Source organism: Acinetobacter sp. UBA991 (assembly GCF_002292065.1).
GTDB classification, from domain to species: Bacteria; Pseudomonadota; Gammaproteobacteria; order Pseudomonadales; family Moraxellaceae; genus Acinetobacter; species Acinetobacter higginsii.
Map to the genome: position 1 here is coordinate 93,162 of NZ_DBBF01000041.1, position 14,944 is coordinate 108,105.

Here is a 14,944-nt window from a genome sequence, read left to right on the forward strand (position 1 = left end):
GTCTTTTTTATTGGAGAGGGGTTAGGCACTGCGTTTGTTTCTGGTCAGTTGATGTAAGACTGACACTAGCAAATCAATTTCTTCCGTGGTGTTGTAAAACGCCAAAGATGGGCGCACCGTCTGTTCCACACCAAAACGACGCAAGATCGGTTGAGCACAATGATGCCCTGAACGCACTGCAATGCCATGTTGATTCAGTGCTTTACCTACTTGCTCAGTCGAATAACCTTCAAGTGTAAAAGACATCACGCTGGCTTTGTTTCTTGCCGTACCAATTGGTCTTAAACCTGAAACCGTACTCAATGCATGCTGGCCATATTCCAGTAAGTCATGTTCATAGCGGGCAATATTATGAATACCAAGGCGTTCCACATATTCCAGTGCTGCACCTAAACCCACGGCATCGGCAATATTGCCTGTGCCTGCTTCAAATTTATTTGGAGCAGGTTGGTAAACCACTTGTTCAAAGCTCAAATCCTGAATCATATTACCGCCGCCTTCCCACACAGGCATCGTCTCTAGGATTTCAGGCTTGGCATAGACAACTCCAATACCTGTTGGCCCAAACACTTTATGCCCTGAGAATACAAAGAAATCGGCATCAATCGCTTGAACATCGGTTGGCATATGTGAAACCGATTGGGCACCATCGACCAAGACTCGTACACCTTTGGCATGCGCGATTTTGATCACCTCAGCCACAGGTGTCACTGTACCTAAGGCGTTGGATACTTGAGTAATTGAGATCAGTTTAGTCCGTTCATTGATCAATTTTGGCAATTCTTCCAAAATGATTTGACCGGTATCATCGACTGGAATGACGCGGAGTTTGGCACCGACTTTTTTGGTGAGTTGAAACCACGGTACGATATTGGCGTGATGTTCAAGATGCGAAACAATAATTTCATCACCTTCACCAATATTCTGCTCACCCCAGGTCTTGGCAATCAGGTTAATGCCTTCAGTGGTGCCGCGAACAAAAATGATTTCCTTGGATGATTTTGCTCCAATAAAACGAGCTACTACATTACGCGCATGTTCATAGGCATCGGTTGCACGTGCTGCCAGTTCATGTGCGGCACGATGAATATTGGAATTTTCGTGCTGATAAAAATAGGCAATACGATCAATCACGCTTTGTGGTTTTTGCGTGGTCGCTGCATTATCAAACCAGACCAGAGGTCGACCATTGACGCGTTCTTGCAAAATTGGAAAATCACGACGGATCGCTTGAATATCCAAAGGTTGAGCTGCATTGGCTATAAACTGTGGTTGTGAAGGCTGGTAATTGCCATAACCCGTATTGCTTTGTGGCAAATCAAGAAAGTAGAAACCTGTAGAGACAGGACTTTGGGGTTGGGTTGAACTTGCCTGATCTTGCTGCAATAAGCTTTTTAGTGCATCGCCATGTGGTAATTGAAATGATTGAGCAGTCGCAAAACTGGCTGCATCAAATTCAGAATTTGATGTGCTGGGTGCTGCAAAATCATTTAAAAAATAAAATGGTGATGCCTCACTTGCCGATGGATGAGAAGGTTCAACCAAAGGCACATTCGGTGCACTATGAATGGCCTGTGGAAAATTTGGTTCAATTGGTGGGCGAGGTAAGTTCGCTCCACCAACCATTGGCGCAGAAGCAATCGCACGACGTTCAGGATAATCGGGATAGTTTGGGATATGCTCAGGATATTCAGGATTCAAACTTTTTTCATAAGCAATATTCGGCGCACGACCACTTAACGCTGCTAAAGGTTCAGCAGGCTGAGGTTGATGTGGCGGTGTACCGATATTGGGCAAGTCCAAATTCAAACCAGAAGGGTGGCTACTGCCTGAGCTTGGCAGCGCAGCAAAAAATTCAGAGGCAAGCCTTGAAAGTGTTGCTTCATCTGGGAAGTTGGACGGTGGACTAACACCGACCACTTCAGAACCCGTTGGACTACCTTGCCCAGTACCTGTAGAAGATAGGTTACTTGTAGTTAACTGGGTAGTCATGATATTTGTCCACCTCCACATCTTCGAGCACAGCCAACGCATCCTCAGTCAATACCGCCAATGAGCAGTACAGTGAGATCAGATAAGACGCAATCGCATTGCGGTTGATGCCCATGAAGCGTACAGAAAGGCCAGGAGATTGCTCACCTGCCAAGCCTGGTTGGAATAAGCCCACCACACCTTGGCGTTTTTCACCCACACGCAGTAACAAGATTTTGGTTTTACCATCTTCCACCGGAATTTTATTCGATGGAATCAGTGGGACACCACGCCATGTGATGAACTGCGAACCGAATAAACTGACGGTTGGTGGTGGCACGCCACGACGGGTACATTCACGGCCAAATGCGGCAATCGCATCTGGATGTGCCAAGAAGAAACCGGGTTCTTTCCAGACTTTACGCAGTAAATCATCAAAGTCATCTGGTGTTGGGGGACCATTTAAAGTTGAGATACGCTGTTCATCTGCGACACTGGCCAATAAACCATATTCAGGGTTGTTGATCAGCTCGCTTTCTTGGCGTTCTTTAATGGTTTCAATGGTTAAGCGTAATTGTTCTTTAATTTGATCATGTGGGCTGCTGTAAAGATCGGCAACGCGAGTATGAATATCCAAGACGGTAGACACACCATTTAAGAAATATTCACGCGGTTGCGCATCATAATCAACAAAGGTTTGCGGCAAAGTCGCTTCATCACGTTGTGTACAGGCCACTTGGATATCATCGGTGTTGCTGACACGGTTAACGCGATAAATACCTGCTTCAACAGGAATCCATTGCAATAAATGTGTGAGCCAACGTGGGGTAATGGTCGAAAGTTGTGGAACGGTCTTGGTGGCATTGGCAAGCTGTCTAGCTGCATGATCTCCAAGCGCAAGTTGGACTTTATCTGTGGTTTTTGCCATGAATAAGTTTTCCTGTTGTCTTTGGCTTTGTTAATAAAAATTGGTTTTATTGCAATAATATTTAATGATTTATTTCGTTAGACTAGAGGCTATTTAGTTTTTTTAAAAATATTATTATGAGATAAATAATCGTGAATTATCTGCTTATTACTCATAAGAATATAATTATGAAAAATAAATATAAGTATTGAATATACGTTATTTATTCTTACGCCTTTTTATTTACTTGGTTAAATACCTCATTAAATTAAACTTTACTATTGTGTAATGACTCACTTGGTGACTGTAAAATCTGACTGCCTGCTGCAACACTATGGGTAAGCCACACATTGCCGCCAATAATTGAGCCTTTACCGATGGTGATACAGCCTAAAATTGTTGCACCTGCATAAATCACCACATGGTCCTCCACGATCGGATGACGGGCATAATCTTTTTTCAGTGCACCGTCTTCATTCAGTTCGAACCGTTTTGCACCGAGCGTCACCGCCTGATAGATACGGACATATTCACCAATCACTGAGGTTTCTCCAATCACCACACCTGTGCCGTGATCGATAAAGAAGCCTTTCCCAATTTGCGCACCCGGATGAATATCAATACCCGTTGCTGAATGGGCCAATTCAGAAATAATCCGTGAGAGCAGCGGTACACTGTGATAGAGCTGATGTGCTACACGATGATGAATAATCGCTAAAATACCTGGATAGCAGAGTAAGACTTCATCAACGCTATGCGCTGCGGGATCACCTTCATATGCTGCACAGACATCGGCATCCAATAAGCGGCGAATGTCAGGTAAGGTATTGGCAAAATCCTGTACGATGGTTTGGGCCAAAGCGACTTGCTGTTCATACAGCAGACGTTCATTGCTAGAAACAGGGATCGGTTTGACTCGACTTTTGGCTTCGTAATTTAAAGCCAACTTGACCTGTGCAAACAGTTCATTCAAGACACGGTCAAGGGTATAGGCAATATAGTAATCCTCAGTTTCTTGGCGTAGATCGCTCGGCCCAAGTCGCATTGGAAATAAGATCCCACACAGATCATCTAAAATTGACTTCAGCGCATCCTTAGATGGGAGTTCACGCCCACCAAATTCTTTGATGCGATGTTGACGCTCTCTCCATTCATGTCGTGCTTGTTGTAGGCCTTCGACGACAGGCTGTATTTTCCATTGACTCACGCGAGTTCCTTGCAAAACGAGATCTTAAATAAATCGTAAAATAATTGCTTAAAAAAGCAGCATTAGTCTTGTAACCAAGGTAACTGATGTGTACGCCAGCCATTGCTTTGATTACGTTGTTGTTGCTCGTTTAAATCACCTTCAAAGCCTTCTTGCACGTTATAAACTTGGGCAAAACCTGCACTAAATGCTGCTGCAGCTGCTAAAGCAGAGCGTTTACCACTACGGCAGAGCAGCAGAATGGTTTTGTCTTTGCCAACTTTGCTATCCAGTTCTTTCAGAAAGCGTGGGTTTCGGTTAAAAGATGTGCCCGTTGCCCATGCGACGTGGATACTTTCAGGGACATAGCCGACAAATTTGCGTTCTTCATTGGTACGTACATCGACCAATACCGCTAGGCCTTGTTCAACCAAATACCAAGCTTCAGGTGGGGGAACGCTGCCAGTGAAATCGAGTTCATTTTCTTCAGCATAATGTTGCGCACGCGCCAAGATATCTTGTGGATTTTTTGATAAACCGTGAATCGTAGATGTCGATTCTGCTAGATCAGTAGAATCAAATTGAGCATTCATTTTTATAACCTTTCATACATCAGCGGGATGATGTTTTTATCTTAGGACTGTTTTTATATTCAGGAAAATAAGCAAAATTTATTTATATATCTATTTTTGATAAATAATAGGTTTTTATTAATTTATTCGGAATATAGTTTGGAGCTATATTTTAAAATGAAAATGCTTATTTAATTTAAAGATGAAATTATCAGGATTAAATATTTTACTTTTCAATTAAACAGCGGGATAAATATTTAAAAGGCTTAGTTGGGAAATTAAATGAAACAACACTAAAAATAAACCAATTGAATATAAAAACAGCAAAAATTGCCTAAGTCTTATTCTTATCTCATAAAGGAATAAGCAACTCACTTTTTCTTATTTTTAATCATAAAGCATGCCGCATACCATAAGCCTATATTGTTGAAAGATCATCTAATTATGGGCATCAAAAACTCTAAGCCGCTAATTGTTACAGCGATCGTCCTTGTGGCGATTGTTGCTTTTATTGTCTATCAAAATCAAAAAGATGCTGCACCTGTTCAGTCTAAAAATAACAAGGCAGTGGTGATTGCCTATCAAACTGGTGTGGATCCAACCAAGGTTGCACAAGCCAATGGTGATTATGAACGTGATAGTAATCAAGCAATTCAATGGCGCAAATTTGATGCAGGTTCAGATGTGGTTAATGCATTGGCTTCGGGTGATGTGGTGATCGGCAATATTGGTTCTAGTCCTCTGGCTGCTGCTGCAAGTCGTGATTTACCGATTGAAGTCTTTCTTGTGACGGCTAAATTAGGCGGTTCAGAGGCATTGGTGGTGAGTAACAAATCAGGCATTCAAAAACCTCAAGATTTGATTGGCAAAACCATTGCCGTACCATTCGTCTCAACCACGCATTACAGTTTATTGTCAGCACTCAAGCATTGGAATATTGCGGATAATCAAGTCAAGATTATTAACTTACGTCCACCAGAAATCACAGCAGCTTGGGAGCGTGGTGATATCGATGCAACTTATGTTTGGGAACCTGCATTAAGTAAAGTCAAAGCCAGTGGTCATGTATTAACAGATTCGAAACAAGTCGGCGAGTGGGGCGCACCAACCTATGATTTATGGGTGGTTCGTAAAGATTTCGCTGAAAAAAATCCAGAGTTCTTAAAAGCATTCGTAAAAACCAGCTTGAAACAAGTTGAAGCGTATCAGCAAGATCCAAAAGCATTTGAACAAAATGCGGACAATATCCAGAAAATTGCTCAGCTGACAGGCTCTGATGTGAAAGATATTCCTTTACTGTTATCAGGCAATATTTATCTGAATGGTCAGCAACAACACGCAACATTAGCGGGTGAGTTCGCCAAAAATATTTTCGACACAGCAACATTCCTCAAAAGCCAAGGCAAGGTGGATCAAGTAAAACCTGATTATCAAGCGAATGTCACCACCCAATTCTTACAGCCCTAGGAGATCTAAATGAGCGTATTAGCTGCCGAGCATCTTCATTTAACCTTTCCAAAACAGACCGTGCCTGTATTGCAAGATATCAATCTGAAGATTGAAGAAGGCACTTTGACTGTGATTTTGGGTGAGTCTGGTTGTGGTAAAACAACATTACTGAATATTCTGGCGGGTTTTCAAAAGCCAAGTTCGGGGCAGATTACACTGGATCATGAAGTGGTGACTGCGCCAGATGCACGCCGTGCGGTGGTATTTCAGGATCATGCGCTATTACCTTGGTTAAATGTCTCTGAAAATATCGGTTTTGCTTTGCAGCTCAAAGGTTTAAAAGAGCAAGACATTCAACAGCAAGTCGATGCAATTCTTAAAATTGTCGGCTTGAGTCATGTGGCTAAAGCCAATATTTGGGAATTGTCAGGTGGCATGAAACAGCGCGTCGGTATTGCGCGTGCTTTGATTAGCCACGCAGCCTTTATTTTATTGGATGAGCCTTTTGCTGCGCTTGATGCTTTTACTCGTGAAACCATGCAGCAGTTGGTCCTGGACTTATGGATTGAACAAAATAAATCCTTCTTCCTGATCACCCATGACATTGAAGAAGCACTATTGCTGAGTAATCAATTGGTGTTGATGACCGCTCGCCCAGGTAAGATTGTCGAAACTTTAAAACTGGATTTTGCAGAGCGTTATAAGCAAGGTGAATCCATTCGTGCGATCAAATCGGATCCTAAATTTATTCAATTACGCGAGCAATTGTTTGAACGCCTACGTGTGCAGAAACAAGCAGGGCATGAGGTGGCTGTATGACGGGGCAAGCAAAAAATACAGCCTATGAGGTGAGCAAGGCCGAGGAACTGCAATCGACGAATCAAACACAGTCAGGTTCGGTTTTTAGTCCAATTGGGTCCTTTTTTACTCGCCATCGTAGTTTAGCGCTCAGTTTTTCCAGTGTCTTGAGCGTACTGGTGATTTGGTATTTGATCACGGCATTAAAAATTGTCCCAAGTCTATTTTTGCCGAGCCCACAAGCGGTATGGCAAAAATTTCTAGAAGTCAGTCAACAAGGTTTTATGAAAGCCACCTTATGGCAGCATTTGGCAGCAAGTATTTCTCGTGTCTTATTGGCTTTAGTTGCTGCGATTGCGATTGGTGTACCTTTAGGTTTATGGATGGGGCTGAATAAGTGGGTTCGTGCCGTGCTTGATCCATTGGTTGAGTTATTGCGTCCGATTCCACCTTTGGCTTATTTGCCACTATTGGTGATCTGGTTCGGGATCGGTGAAACCACCAAAGTCCTTTTGATTTTCTTTTCGATCCTTGCACCTGTGATTATCAGTAGTACCCATGGTGTGCTGAGCCATCAGCTCAATCGTGAACGTGCTGCCTTATCTTTAGGGGCAAGCCAATCACAAGTGTTTTGGCATGTGATTCTGCCGACAGCCTTACCGCATATTTTAACGGGTATTCGTATTGGTTTAGGTGTGGGCTGGTCGACTCTAGTGGCTTCGGAATTAGTTGCAGCAGATCGCGGTATTGGTTTTATGGTGCAGTCTGCAGCGCAGTTCCTGATCACCGATACCGTAGTTCTGGGCATTATTGTGATTGCGATTGTCGCCGTTAGTTTTGAATTGTTTTTGCGTTGGTTACAGAAGCAATTATCTCCTTGGTATGGCCAACAGTTATAAGTGTGAGTAGTAGAAGATGACCTTAAATATTGAAGTTATTAAACCAACGATTGGTGCCATTATTCACGATGTTGATTTAAACACGGCTGATGAAAATACGACGCAACAAATTCAACAGGCTTTGCTGGATCATCATGTAATTTTCTTCCGTAATCAGCAGCTTGCACCTCAGGCACAAGCGGAGTTGGCACGTAGTTTTGGTTCTTTGCATATTCATCCGATTTACCCATCTATCGATAATGTGCCTGAAATCATTGTATTGGACAGCTGGAAACAAGACTTACGTGATAATGAGCTTTGGCATACTGATGTGACTTTCAGTCAGAAACCGCCATTGGGTTGTGTATTGCAAGCGATTAAGATTCCACCTGTCGGTGGTGATACCCTTTGGTCAAGCGGGGCAGCTGCATTTGCTGCCTTGGATCAAGGTTTGCAGCAAAAGTTAAAAGGCTTAACCGCAACGCATGACATTCGTCAGTCTTTCCCGATTGAACGTTTTGCGCATAACGATGTTGAGCGTAAAAAACTGGAAGAAACCTTTAAGCGTAATCCACCCGTTGTTCATCCGGTGGTGAGAACGCATCCGGTAACGGGTCAGCCGATTTTGTTCGTGAGTGAAGGGTTTACCACACGTATTAATGAACTGGATGAGACGGAAAGTGCTGAATTGCTAAAGTATTTATTTGCGCATGCCACCAATGAGCAGTTCCATTTGCGTTGGCAGTGGCAGGCAGGTGATGTAGCGATTTGGGATAATCGTTGCACACAGCATAAGGCGTTATTTGATTATGGTGATGCGCATCGGATTATGCATCGTGCCACGATTAATGGTGATGTACCGTTTTATCAAGCAGCGAGTTAAAATTTAGTTTTAATTTTTTTGCTTCGGTGGAATCTTATAGAGATCTCATCTTATTTTTAGATAAGCCTTCAGCTGGAGTTACTTTTGTTTCAGCAAAAGTAACCAAAACCATTGTCATCCACAAAACCTGTCTTCTTCCGGTATCTCTTTAAATTAATCGCAGAAATAGCATCTGATTAATCTCACGCAGGTTGTGGATGACCTGTAGCACCAGTAATTCCTGAGATATGTTCATTTTATATGAGTAGGTATTACGAACTAATCATTTAAGTAAGGTGAGTCTCTTGTTTATAAATAGAAGGCGCTTGCCCTGTCCAGCGTTTAAAGGCACGTCGGAATTCACGTAATTCGCTAAAACCCAATTGCAGGCTAATCTCACTCAGGGATAGGTTCTGTTCAATAAGTTGCTTGGCTTTACGCTCCAACACATTTTGCCGAATTTGTTGAAAGCTCAGACCTTCTGATAACAATTGTCGTCTTAAATGGCGTTCGCTGATCCGTAATTGTTCAGCAGCTTGTTGCATCTCAAAGCGTTCAGGTAAATGCTGTTCAATCAAATGATCGAGTAGATGCACATAACCCACTTGGTTGAGCTGGTCTATTTCTTTTAGGGCTTGTTCACAGATGTGTAGTGCAGTTGCATAGTTGGCTGGACTATAATTTTTTAAGCTGCGCTGCAATAGGCTAGTGCTAAAACGCATGATATTCCTGTCACGATTAAACTGGATCGGGCAGCCAAAGAGTTCGTTATATTGTTGTTGATATTCGCGTGGTAAATAGCTGAGCTCAAGACTGATCACATCATCATGATCGCCCAACATCGCATTTAAACAGGTGATGATGCTGCTAAATAATTCATCATAGAAAAAGGCTTTGAGTTCATTGCAGGGATAAGGTTCGGTGACTTCCAATTCACAAAGATCAGCGTGGATAGAAAAGTCGATATTCAAGACACTGCCAGAAATCCTATGGTAGCGCAGCGCAATGTCTAAAGCATCTGCAACCGTTTTACAGGATTGCATGGCAAAGCCCAAAATCCCCATCGAAATCAGACCTTCGCTACTGCCAAGCTTTAAGCCTAGGTTCGGTTGTTGATAGGTGGTCATGGCTTGACCAACCACATCACAGAGTTGGCTAAAACGAACCACAGCTTGGGTTTGCTGTATTTGTGCAATGTCTAAACCTGAATTCTGAAACCATACAGCATAATCCCACTGTTGCTGCTCTGCATAATGGATTAGGCTCGCCAGAATGGTGGGTGGAATAAATTGCTGTTGTTCATTTTTACAGTTGCTGCGTATAGGCATAAGTCCGTTTTGCCCCCCAAAGAAAAGTGTCTTTAACCCTGTTGGGTATCGCATAATTTTGATTAACTTTCAACATGCTTTAATACAGTTAGAAAAAGAATTGAAAGGAAGTCGTGATGTATCAGGTGGGTTGGGACAAGCAGCAAATCAAAATTACACCGAAAGGCTATGCCATGTTTGGTTATGGGCAATGGTCACATCGAGCCTATGAACAGCGCACAGCTTTATTTGCACGTTGCGTGAGTATTGTCGATCAGCAACATAACCGACTCCTGATCTGTTGTCTGGACGTAGGTTGTATTACCCATGCCATACGCAGCCAAACAATAGCGCGACTCACACAAATTCTAGATTCACCATTTGATGAAAATCAATTGGTCCTCATGGCAACCCATACCCATTCTGGCCCTGGTGGTTGTGGCTATGAAGCTTTATACAATATGCCAACCCCTGGTTTTGTGCCTGAACATTTAACTGCCATTGTTGAGGCGATTGTACTGAGTATTCAAAATGCGATTGCATCTGAACAAGACACCGAGATTTTCTTGGAGACTCAACATTTTCCAGAGCGTACCGCTGTCGCATGGAATCGTTCAATTAAAGCCTATAATCGTAATCCAGAAGTTCAGCCACGTACCGAAGCGGAAACGCATTTAGCCTTGAACCGAGAAATGCAGTTGATTGGTTTCTATCGTGAGCAAAAACTGCAGTCCTTTATTTCCTTATTTGGGGTACATGCAACCTGTTTAGGAAATTCCTTAAACGCCTATGATGGCGATAATAAAGGCTATGCAGCCGCATTCTCTGAGCAGGCTTTAATTGAGCAAGGGATTCAAAATCCAGTCACGATTTTTGCACAAGCAACTGCGGGAGATGTATCACCGCATTTTCATGGCAAAGATCAGCTCAAGATTCGCAATAAGATTAAAGGCGAGCAGGAATATCAATACGCGCAACAAAACGGGCGATATCAAAGTGAACTGGCTTTGACGGCTTTACAGTCAAATATTCCTAAAAATTTACATAAAGTCGAAGGCAAGATCGATGCGGTTTTGTCCTATGTAGACCTGAGTAATATTGAAATTCCAGATGAGTTCGCAGCGGGGCAAAAGCATGCCAAGACCAGTCAGCCTTGTCACGGTACCGCATTTTTTGCAGGTACGCCTGTCGATGGCTTAGGGGCGCCCAAACCCTTAATTATGGGGATGCAATTTTTAGCGGATCAATTTCGCAAACAAAAAACCAAGCACCCAAAAGCTGCTGATTTTGCAGACTATCAGCAGTTGTATGCCTCTCAAGGGCCGAAACAGATTTTACTGGAAGCAGGTGCCAAAAAGATTTTAGGGCAGCCGATTGGTTTTCCACCGAGTATGCTTGATCCGTTGATTGCAGAAATGAACCGACAAGTGAAAGCGGGAGCGATTCAGCACAGTCCTTTAGTTCCAAGCGTGGTTCCCTTACAGATTCTGCGATTAGGTCGATTGGCTTTGATTTGCTGTCCAGGAGAATTTACCACTATTGCAGGGCAGCGTGTCATTGATACGGTTAAACAGACGCTTGCCGCACAGGCTTCGGTTGAAAGGGTTTGGTTAGCATCCTACTGCAATGATTATATGGGTTATGTCACCACCTATGAAGAATATCAAGCGCAAGCCTATGAAGGTGGACATACCTTATTTGGTCAATGGACGCTAGCTGCCTGTCAGAGCAAATTCAAAGGTTTAGCTGAACAATTGTTATTAGAGAAAAATAAACGTCATTACGATGAAATGACACGACCACAACCGATTCCAGCACAGGAACTCGCAAAACGCAGCAATCATGGCAATTTAAAAACTGCCGTTAGCCAAGGAGAGGCAGTATGAGTGATTTAACACAAGGCATCTGGACGAACTGGTCAGGCTTCCAAAAATCTATGCCGCAACAGGTTTTACAACCAGCCAATGTGCAAGAACTACAGTCCATTGTTAAAGCGCAACAAAAAATACGGGTAGTCGGTGCAGGACATTCATTTACGCCCTTAGTCTGTACTGATGCCACCTTATTGTCTTTGGATCATATTGCAGGCATTGCATCGACAGATCTTGAACGATGTCAGAGCAGCATTTATGCGGGTACACGTTTATATGACCTAGATCAACATCTGCAACAGCAATCGATCAATCAGGCTTTGATGAATCAGGGCGATATTGATCAGCAAAGTCTAGCGGGGGCTGTCTCCACAGGCACACATGGGACAGGAGCAGATTTACATTGTATTTCGGCCTATGTTGAAGCTTTTGAGTTATTGACGGCTTCTGGTGAAATCCTGAAATGTAGCCGCACAGAATATCCTGAAATCTTTGCCGCAGGACGGGTGTCTTTGGGAAGCTTGGGTATCCTGACTCAGATCACCATGCAGAATCGCCCTCGCTATAAGCTGAAAGAGCATATTCAACTGTGTCCGGTAGAAGACATGATGCAGCATATTCAGCAATGGAAGCAGCAGCATCGACATATTGAGTGCTTTGTGTTTTCCCATGAAAAGCAGTTGATGCTAAAAACTTTGGATGAGACTGATGAAGCGGTTTTGCCGCGGAAGGAAAATTTTCCATCGGATGATACCTTGCTGACTTTGTGTTCAGAACTGACCAAAAACTTTCCTTCGCTGAATCCTTATTTACAGAAGCTATTAGGCATCTTTGTCAAACCGACAACCTATGTTGATTGGTCGAGCAAGATATTTCCAACGCCGCGTAATACCAAATTCAATGAAATGGAGTATCAGATTCCTGTTGATCGTGGAATTGAGTGTTTGGATGAAATATTGCATGCCTTAAGAAAGTATAAAGTGGCCACCTTTTTTCCGCTCGAATTTCGCTTTGTGAAGGGTGATGATATTTGGCTTAGTCCGTTTTATCAGCAGGACTCCATTTCGATTTCAGTGCATCAATATCATAAGCAAGACCCGAAGTTGATTTTTGATGTGGTTGAGCCGATTTTGCAGAAATATCGAGGGCGTCCGCATTGGGGTAAAATGCATCATATGACCAGCACACAGCTTCGGGCTTTATATCCAAAGTGGGATGATTTTATGGCTTTGCGCCAGCAGTTGGACCCAGAAGCCAAGTTTTTAAATCCCTATCTGGAAAAGCTGTTTTTAGGTTAAATAGAGTTATTTTATAAGCTGAAAGTGCTTAACGGAGTCATGTCGAGTTCTCATCCAATTAAGGGTTAAGCTTTCAGCTGGAATTACTTTGGTTTCACCCTGAGAAGCATTTGAAGCTTGGTAAGATGTATTTAAACTTCTTGCACTCAAAGCTTTAGTCGCTTTGGCTTGCTCAGGTTGTAGATGACATTCCCTCGTATAAGATGGTTTTTTAGAATCACAATTAAATAAAAAAGGTATAGCCATGTTGGATCATTATTTTAAACAACTCAATCTCGACCTAAAAAAGCAGGGGATTGCGATTCCGCAACTGATCATCGATGAAGCAGCGTTAAAACAAAATATCCAACATGTTCAGATTCGTCTTGCTCATGCCAAACATTTAAAAGCACGCTTGGTGGTCAAGTCATTAGCAAGCCTAGACCTACTCAAGTTGCTATCCGAACAGATGAATACGCAACGCTTTATGGTATTTCATCAACCGCATATTGTTTCGATCCTAGAAAATTTTGCCGAAGCCGATATTCTGTTGGGTAAGCCTATGCCTGCCCAAGCTGTACGTCATTTTTTTGATCAGCATGCGGAGTGGTCGAATGCCAAAATTCAGTGGCTGATTGATACCAAGCAACGCTTACAGCAATATCTCGAGATTGCCCAGCTCTATTCTCTGTGTTTGGATGTGAATATTGAAATTGATGTCGGCTTACATCGTGGTGGGGTACAGTCGACACAGCAACTGACCGAAATTTTAAAGCTGATTCAGCAGTATCCGCAGTATTTAAAGCTTTCTGGTTTGATGGGCTATGATGCGCATGTCACTAAAATTCCAGCCATCATTAAAAAACCTGAATTGGCTTATCACAGTTCACAGCAGACCTATGCCCATTATCAACAATTGATTCAAAAGCAGTTTCCATCGCTGTGGCATGATGCGCTGTGTTTTAATGGCGGTGGTAGCCCAACCTTTAGCTTTCATACCACTGAAAGTGTCTGCAATGATTTGTCTTTTGGTTCAATGCTCTTAAAACCAAGTGATTTTGACAGTGATTTTTTAAGGGCATTACAACCTGCGTTATGGATTGCTGCGCCTGTATTAAAAATACTGCCATTTACTCAGCTTCCTTCTATGTCTTTATTAGATAAATTGCCACATAAATGTAAGGCGCTGTTTATTTATGGTGGCTATTGGCTGGCTGATTATGTCTATCCTGATCAAGCGCATACCCATGCATTGTACGGGCGTAGCAGTAATCAGGAATTGATCAATGTACCGAAGGATTGTGATATTCAAGTCGATGATTTTGTATTTTTAAGACCAACCCAGAGTGAAGCAATTATTCCTCAGTTTTCTAAGTTAAAGCTGTATCGCAGACATGCTTTTGAGACATGGCAAACTTTTAGTGAGTGACGATGAGTCACTAAGCTTTGCTCATCAAGATTCGAGCTAAAAGTCTGCCATGTATTTTGAGCCTTAAAATAAATCGCTTAAATGGCAGCTTTTCGCTTCAGTCAGATTTTCAATGGAATCAACCAAGAGAATATTAATATCTTTTTCGCTTTTATACGCTGCAATCACTTCTACATAGATCGGCTGTTTTAGTTTTGTGGCTTTGGAGAGAAAACCTGATACCGCCTTTTGCTTAGACCAGTCCGCATCTTTCAACACATATTCATTCTGAGCAATATCGCATCGCGTTAAAATGGCTTTGTTATCCTGAATGGTTAGGGTGCCAATAAAAATATCCATGCTTTCTTTGGGATCAGGTGAATTGGCAAAAGTAGTAAAAGGAAAAACGAAGCTAGATATAAATATTGAAAAGACAAGAGGGATTTTTTTCATTGGAT

General features: G+C 42.5%; 14 protein-coding genes. 7 read left to right on the forward strand and 7 right to left on the reverse strand.

Annotated features, from left to right (window positions below; all coding sequences use genetic code 11):
- Window positions 1–21 precede the first annotated feature (21 nt).
- The 4 genes from B2727_RS16985 to B2727_RS17000 all read right to left on the reverse strand — a co-directional run bounded on the left by B2727_RS16985 (window position 22) and on the right by B2727_RS17000 (window position 4,657).
- The gene (locus B2727_RS16985; RefSeq protein ID WP_033133126.1) at window positions 22–1,992 is read right to left on the reverse strand and encodes a family 2A encapsulin nanocompartment cargo protein cysteine desulfurase; all 1,971 of its coding nucleotides are present in this window, start codon (window positions 1,990–1,992) and stop codon (window positions 22–24) included.
- A complete protein-coding gene (locus B2727_RS16990) occupies window positions 1,967–2,899 on the reverse strand; it encodes a family 2A encapsulin nanocompartment shell protein (protein ID WP_004654714.1) in 933 nt (310 codons plus the stop codon). The genes B2727_RS16985 and B2727_RS16990 overlap by 26 nt, the downstream gene beginning before the upstream one ends.
- A gap of 247 nt (window positions 2,900–3,146) precedes the next feature.
- Window positions 3,147–4,085, reverse strand: a complete 939-nt coding sequence (gene epsC, locus B2727_RS16995; protein WP_004805539.1) for a serine O-acetyltransferase EpsC — start codon at window positions 4,083–4,085, stop codon at window positions 3,147–3,149.
- 62 nt (window positions 4,086–4,147) lie between these two features.
- Window positions 4,148–4,657, reverse strand: coding sequence for a rhodanese-like domain-containing protein (locus B2727_RS17000; RefSeq protein ID WP_005205084.1), 510 nt, complete (start codon window positions 4,655–4,657; stop codon window positions 4,148–4,150).
- Between the two features lie 405 nt (window positions 4,658–5,062).
- Between B2727_RS17000 and tauA the strand changes: the two genes are divergently transcribed.
- The 4 genes from tauA to tauD are packed head-to-tail and all read left to right on the forward strand — an operon-like array spanning window position 5,063 to window position 8,644.
- Window positions 5,063–6,103 (forward strand): taurine ABC transporter substrate-binding protein, encoded by a 1,041-nt coding sequence (tauA, locus tag B2727_RS17005; RefSeq protein ID WP_171248646.1) that lies wholly within the window; start codon window positions 5,063–5,065, stop codon window positions 6,101–6,103.
- Window positions 6,104–6,112: 9 nt separating this feature from the next.
- Complete coding sequence (locus B2727_RS17010) at window positions 6,113–6,904, forward strand: taurine ABC transporter ATP-binding protein (RefSeq protein ID WP_033133124.1); 792 nt, start codon at window positions 6,113–6,115, stop codon at window positions 6,902–6,904.
- Window positions 6,901–7,782: a taurine ABC transporter permease TauC gene (tauC, locus tag B2727_RS17015; protein ID WP_033133123.1), complete on the forward strand. Its 882-nt coding sequence runs from the start codon at window positions 6,901–6,903 to the stop codon at window positions 7,780–7,782. The genes B2727_RS17010 and tauC overlap by 4 nt, the downstream gene beginning before the upstream one ends.
- 16 nt (window positions 7,783–7,798) lie before the next feature.
- Window positions 7,799–8,644 (forward strand): taurine dioxygenase, encoded by an 846-nt coding sequence (gene tauD, locus B2727_RS17020; RefSeq protein WP_033133122.1) that lies wholly within the window; start codon window positions 7,799–7,801, stop codon window positions 8,642–8,644.
- Window positions 8,645–8,910: 266 nt separating this feature from the next.
- Here the strand turns inward: tauD and B2727_RS17025 are convergent, their stop codons facing one another.
- A complete protein-coding gene (locus B2727_RS17025; protein ID WP_033133121.1) occupies window positions 8,911–10,005 on the reverse strand; it encodes an AraC family transcriptional regulator in 1,095 nt (364 codons plus the stop codon).
- 62 nt (window positions 10,006–10,067) lie between these two features.
- Here B2727_RS17025 and B2727_RS17030 point away from each other — a divergent pair, with 62 nt between their 5' ends.
- Window positions 10,068–11,816 carry a neutral/alkaline non-lysosomal ceramidase N-terminal domain-containing protein gene (locus tag B2727_RS17030; RefSeq protein WP_005321902.1) on the forward strand — a complete coding sequence of 583 codons (1,749 nt, stop codon included), beginning with the start codon at window positions 10,068–10,070 and terminating at the stop codon, window positions 11,814–11,816.
- A complete protein-coding gene (locus B2727_RS17035; protein WP_033133120.1) occupies window positions 11,813–13,099 on the forward strand; it encodes a D-arabinono-1,4-lactone oxidase in 1,287 nt (428 codons plus the stop codon). Before B2727_RS17030 ends, B2727_RS17035 begins: the two co-directional genes overlap by 4 nt.
- A gap of 6 nt (window positions 13,100–13,105) precedes the next feature.
- Here the strand turns inward: B2727_RS17035 and B2727_RS17040 are convergent, their stop codons facing one another.
- Complete coding sequence (locus B2727_RS17040; RefSeq protein WP_032859721.1) at window positions 13,106–13,345, reverse strand: hypothetical protein; 240 nt, start codon at window positions 13,343–13,345, stop codon at window positions 13,106–13,108.
- On the opposite strand from B2727_RS17040, the gene B2727_RS17045 reads away from it, so the two are divergent.
- Window positions 13,344–14,507 carry an alanine racemase gene (locus B2727_RS17045; protein WP_033133119.1) on the forward strand — a complete coding sequence of 388 codons (1,164 nt, stop codon included), beginning with the start codon at window positions 13,344–13,346 and terminating at the stop codon, window positions 14,505–14,507. The two genes, B2727_RS17040 and B2727_RS17045, sit on opposite strands and share 2 nt — an antisense overlap.
- A 63-nt stretch (window positions 14,508–14,570) precedes the next feature.
- Here the strand turns inward: B2727_RS17045 and B2727_RS17050 are convergent, their stop codons facing one another.
- On the reverse strand, window positions 14,571–14,939 hold the full coding sequence (locus B2727_RS17050; RefSeq protein WP_033133118.1) for a hypothetical protein: 369 nt from the start codon (window positions 14,937–14,939) through the stop codon (window positions 14,571–14,573).
- Window positions 14,940–14,944 lie beyond the last annotated feature (5 nt).

Coding starts and splice junctions, on each gene's coding strand:
- B2727_RS17040 (WP_032859721.1), bottom strand. CDS start 13,345: ATGGCTATACCTTTTTTATTTAATTGTGATTCTAAAAAACCATCTTAT.
- B2727_RS17025 (WP_033133121.1), bottom strand. CDS start 10,005: ATGCGATACCCAACAGGGTTAAAGACACTTTTCTTTGGGGGGCAAAAC.
- tauC (WP_033133123.1), top strand. CDS start 6,901: ATGACGGGGCAAGCAAAAAATACAGCCTATGAGGTGAGCAAGGCCGAG.
- B2727_RS17000 (WP_005205084.1), bottom strand. CDS start 4,657: ATGAATGCTCAATTTGATTCTACTGATCTAGCAGAATCGACATCTACG.
- B2727_RS16985 (WP_033133126.1), bottom strand. CDS start 1,992: ATGACTACCCAGTTAACTACAAGTAACCTATCTTCTACAGGTACTGGG.
- B2727_RS17010 (WP_033133124.1), top strand. CDS start 6,113: ATGAGCGTATTAGCTGCCGAGCATCTTCATTTAACCTTTCCAAAACAG.
- B2727_RS17045 (WP_033133119.1), top strand. CDS start 13,344: ATGTTGGATCATTATTTTAAACAACTCAATCTCGACCTAAAAAAGCAG.
- B2727_RS16990 (WP_004654714.1), bottom strand. CDS start 2,899: ATGGCAAAAACCACAGATAAAGTCCAACTTGCGCTTGGAGATCATGCA.
- B2727_RS17050 (WP_033133118.1), bottom strand. CDS start 14,939: ATGAAAAAAATCCCTCTTGTCTTTTCAATATTTATATCTAGCTTCGTT.
- B2727_RS17030 (WP_005321902.1), top strand. CDS start 10,068: ATGTATCAGGTGGGTTGGGACAAGCAGCAAATCAAAATTACACCGAAA.
- B2727_RS17035 (WP_033133120.1), top strand. CDS start 11,813: ATGAGTGATTTAACACAAGGCATCTGGACGAACTGGTCAGGCTTCCAA.
- tauD (WP_033133122.1), top strand. CDS start 7,799: ATGACCTTAAATATTGAAGTTATTAAACCAACGATTGGTGCCATTATT.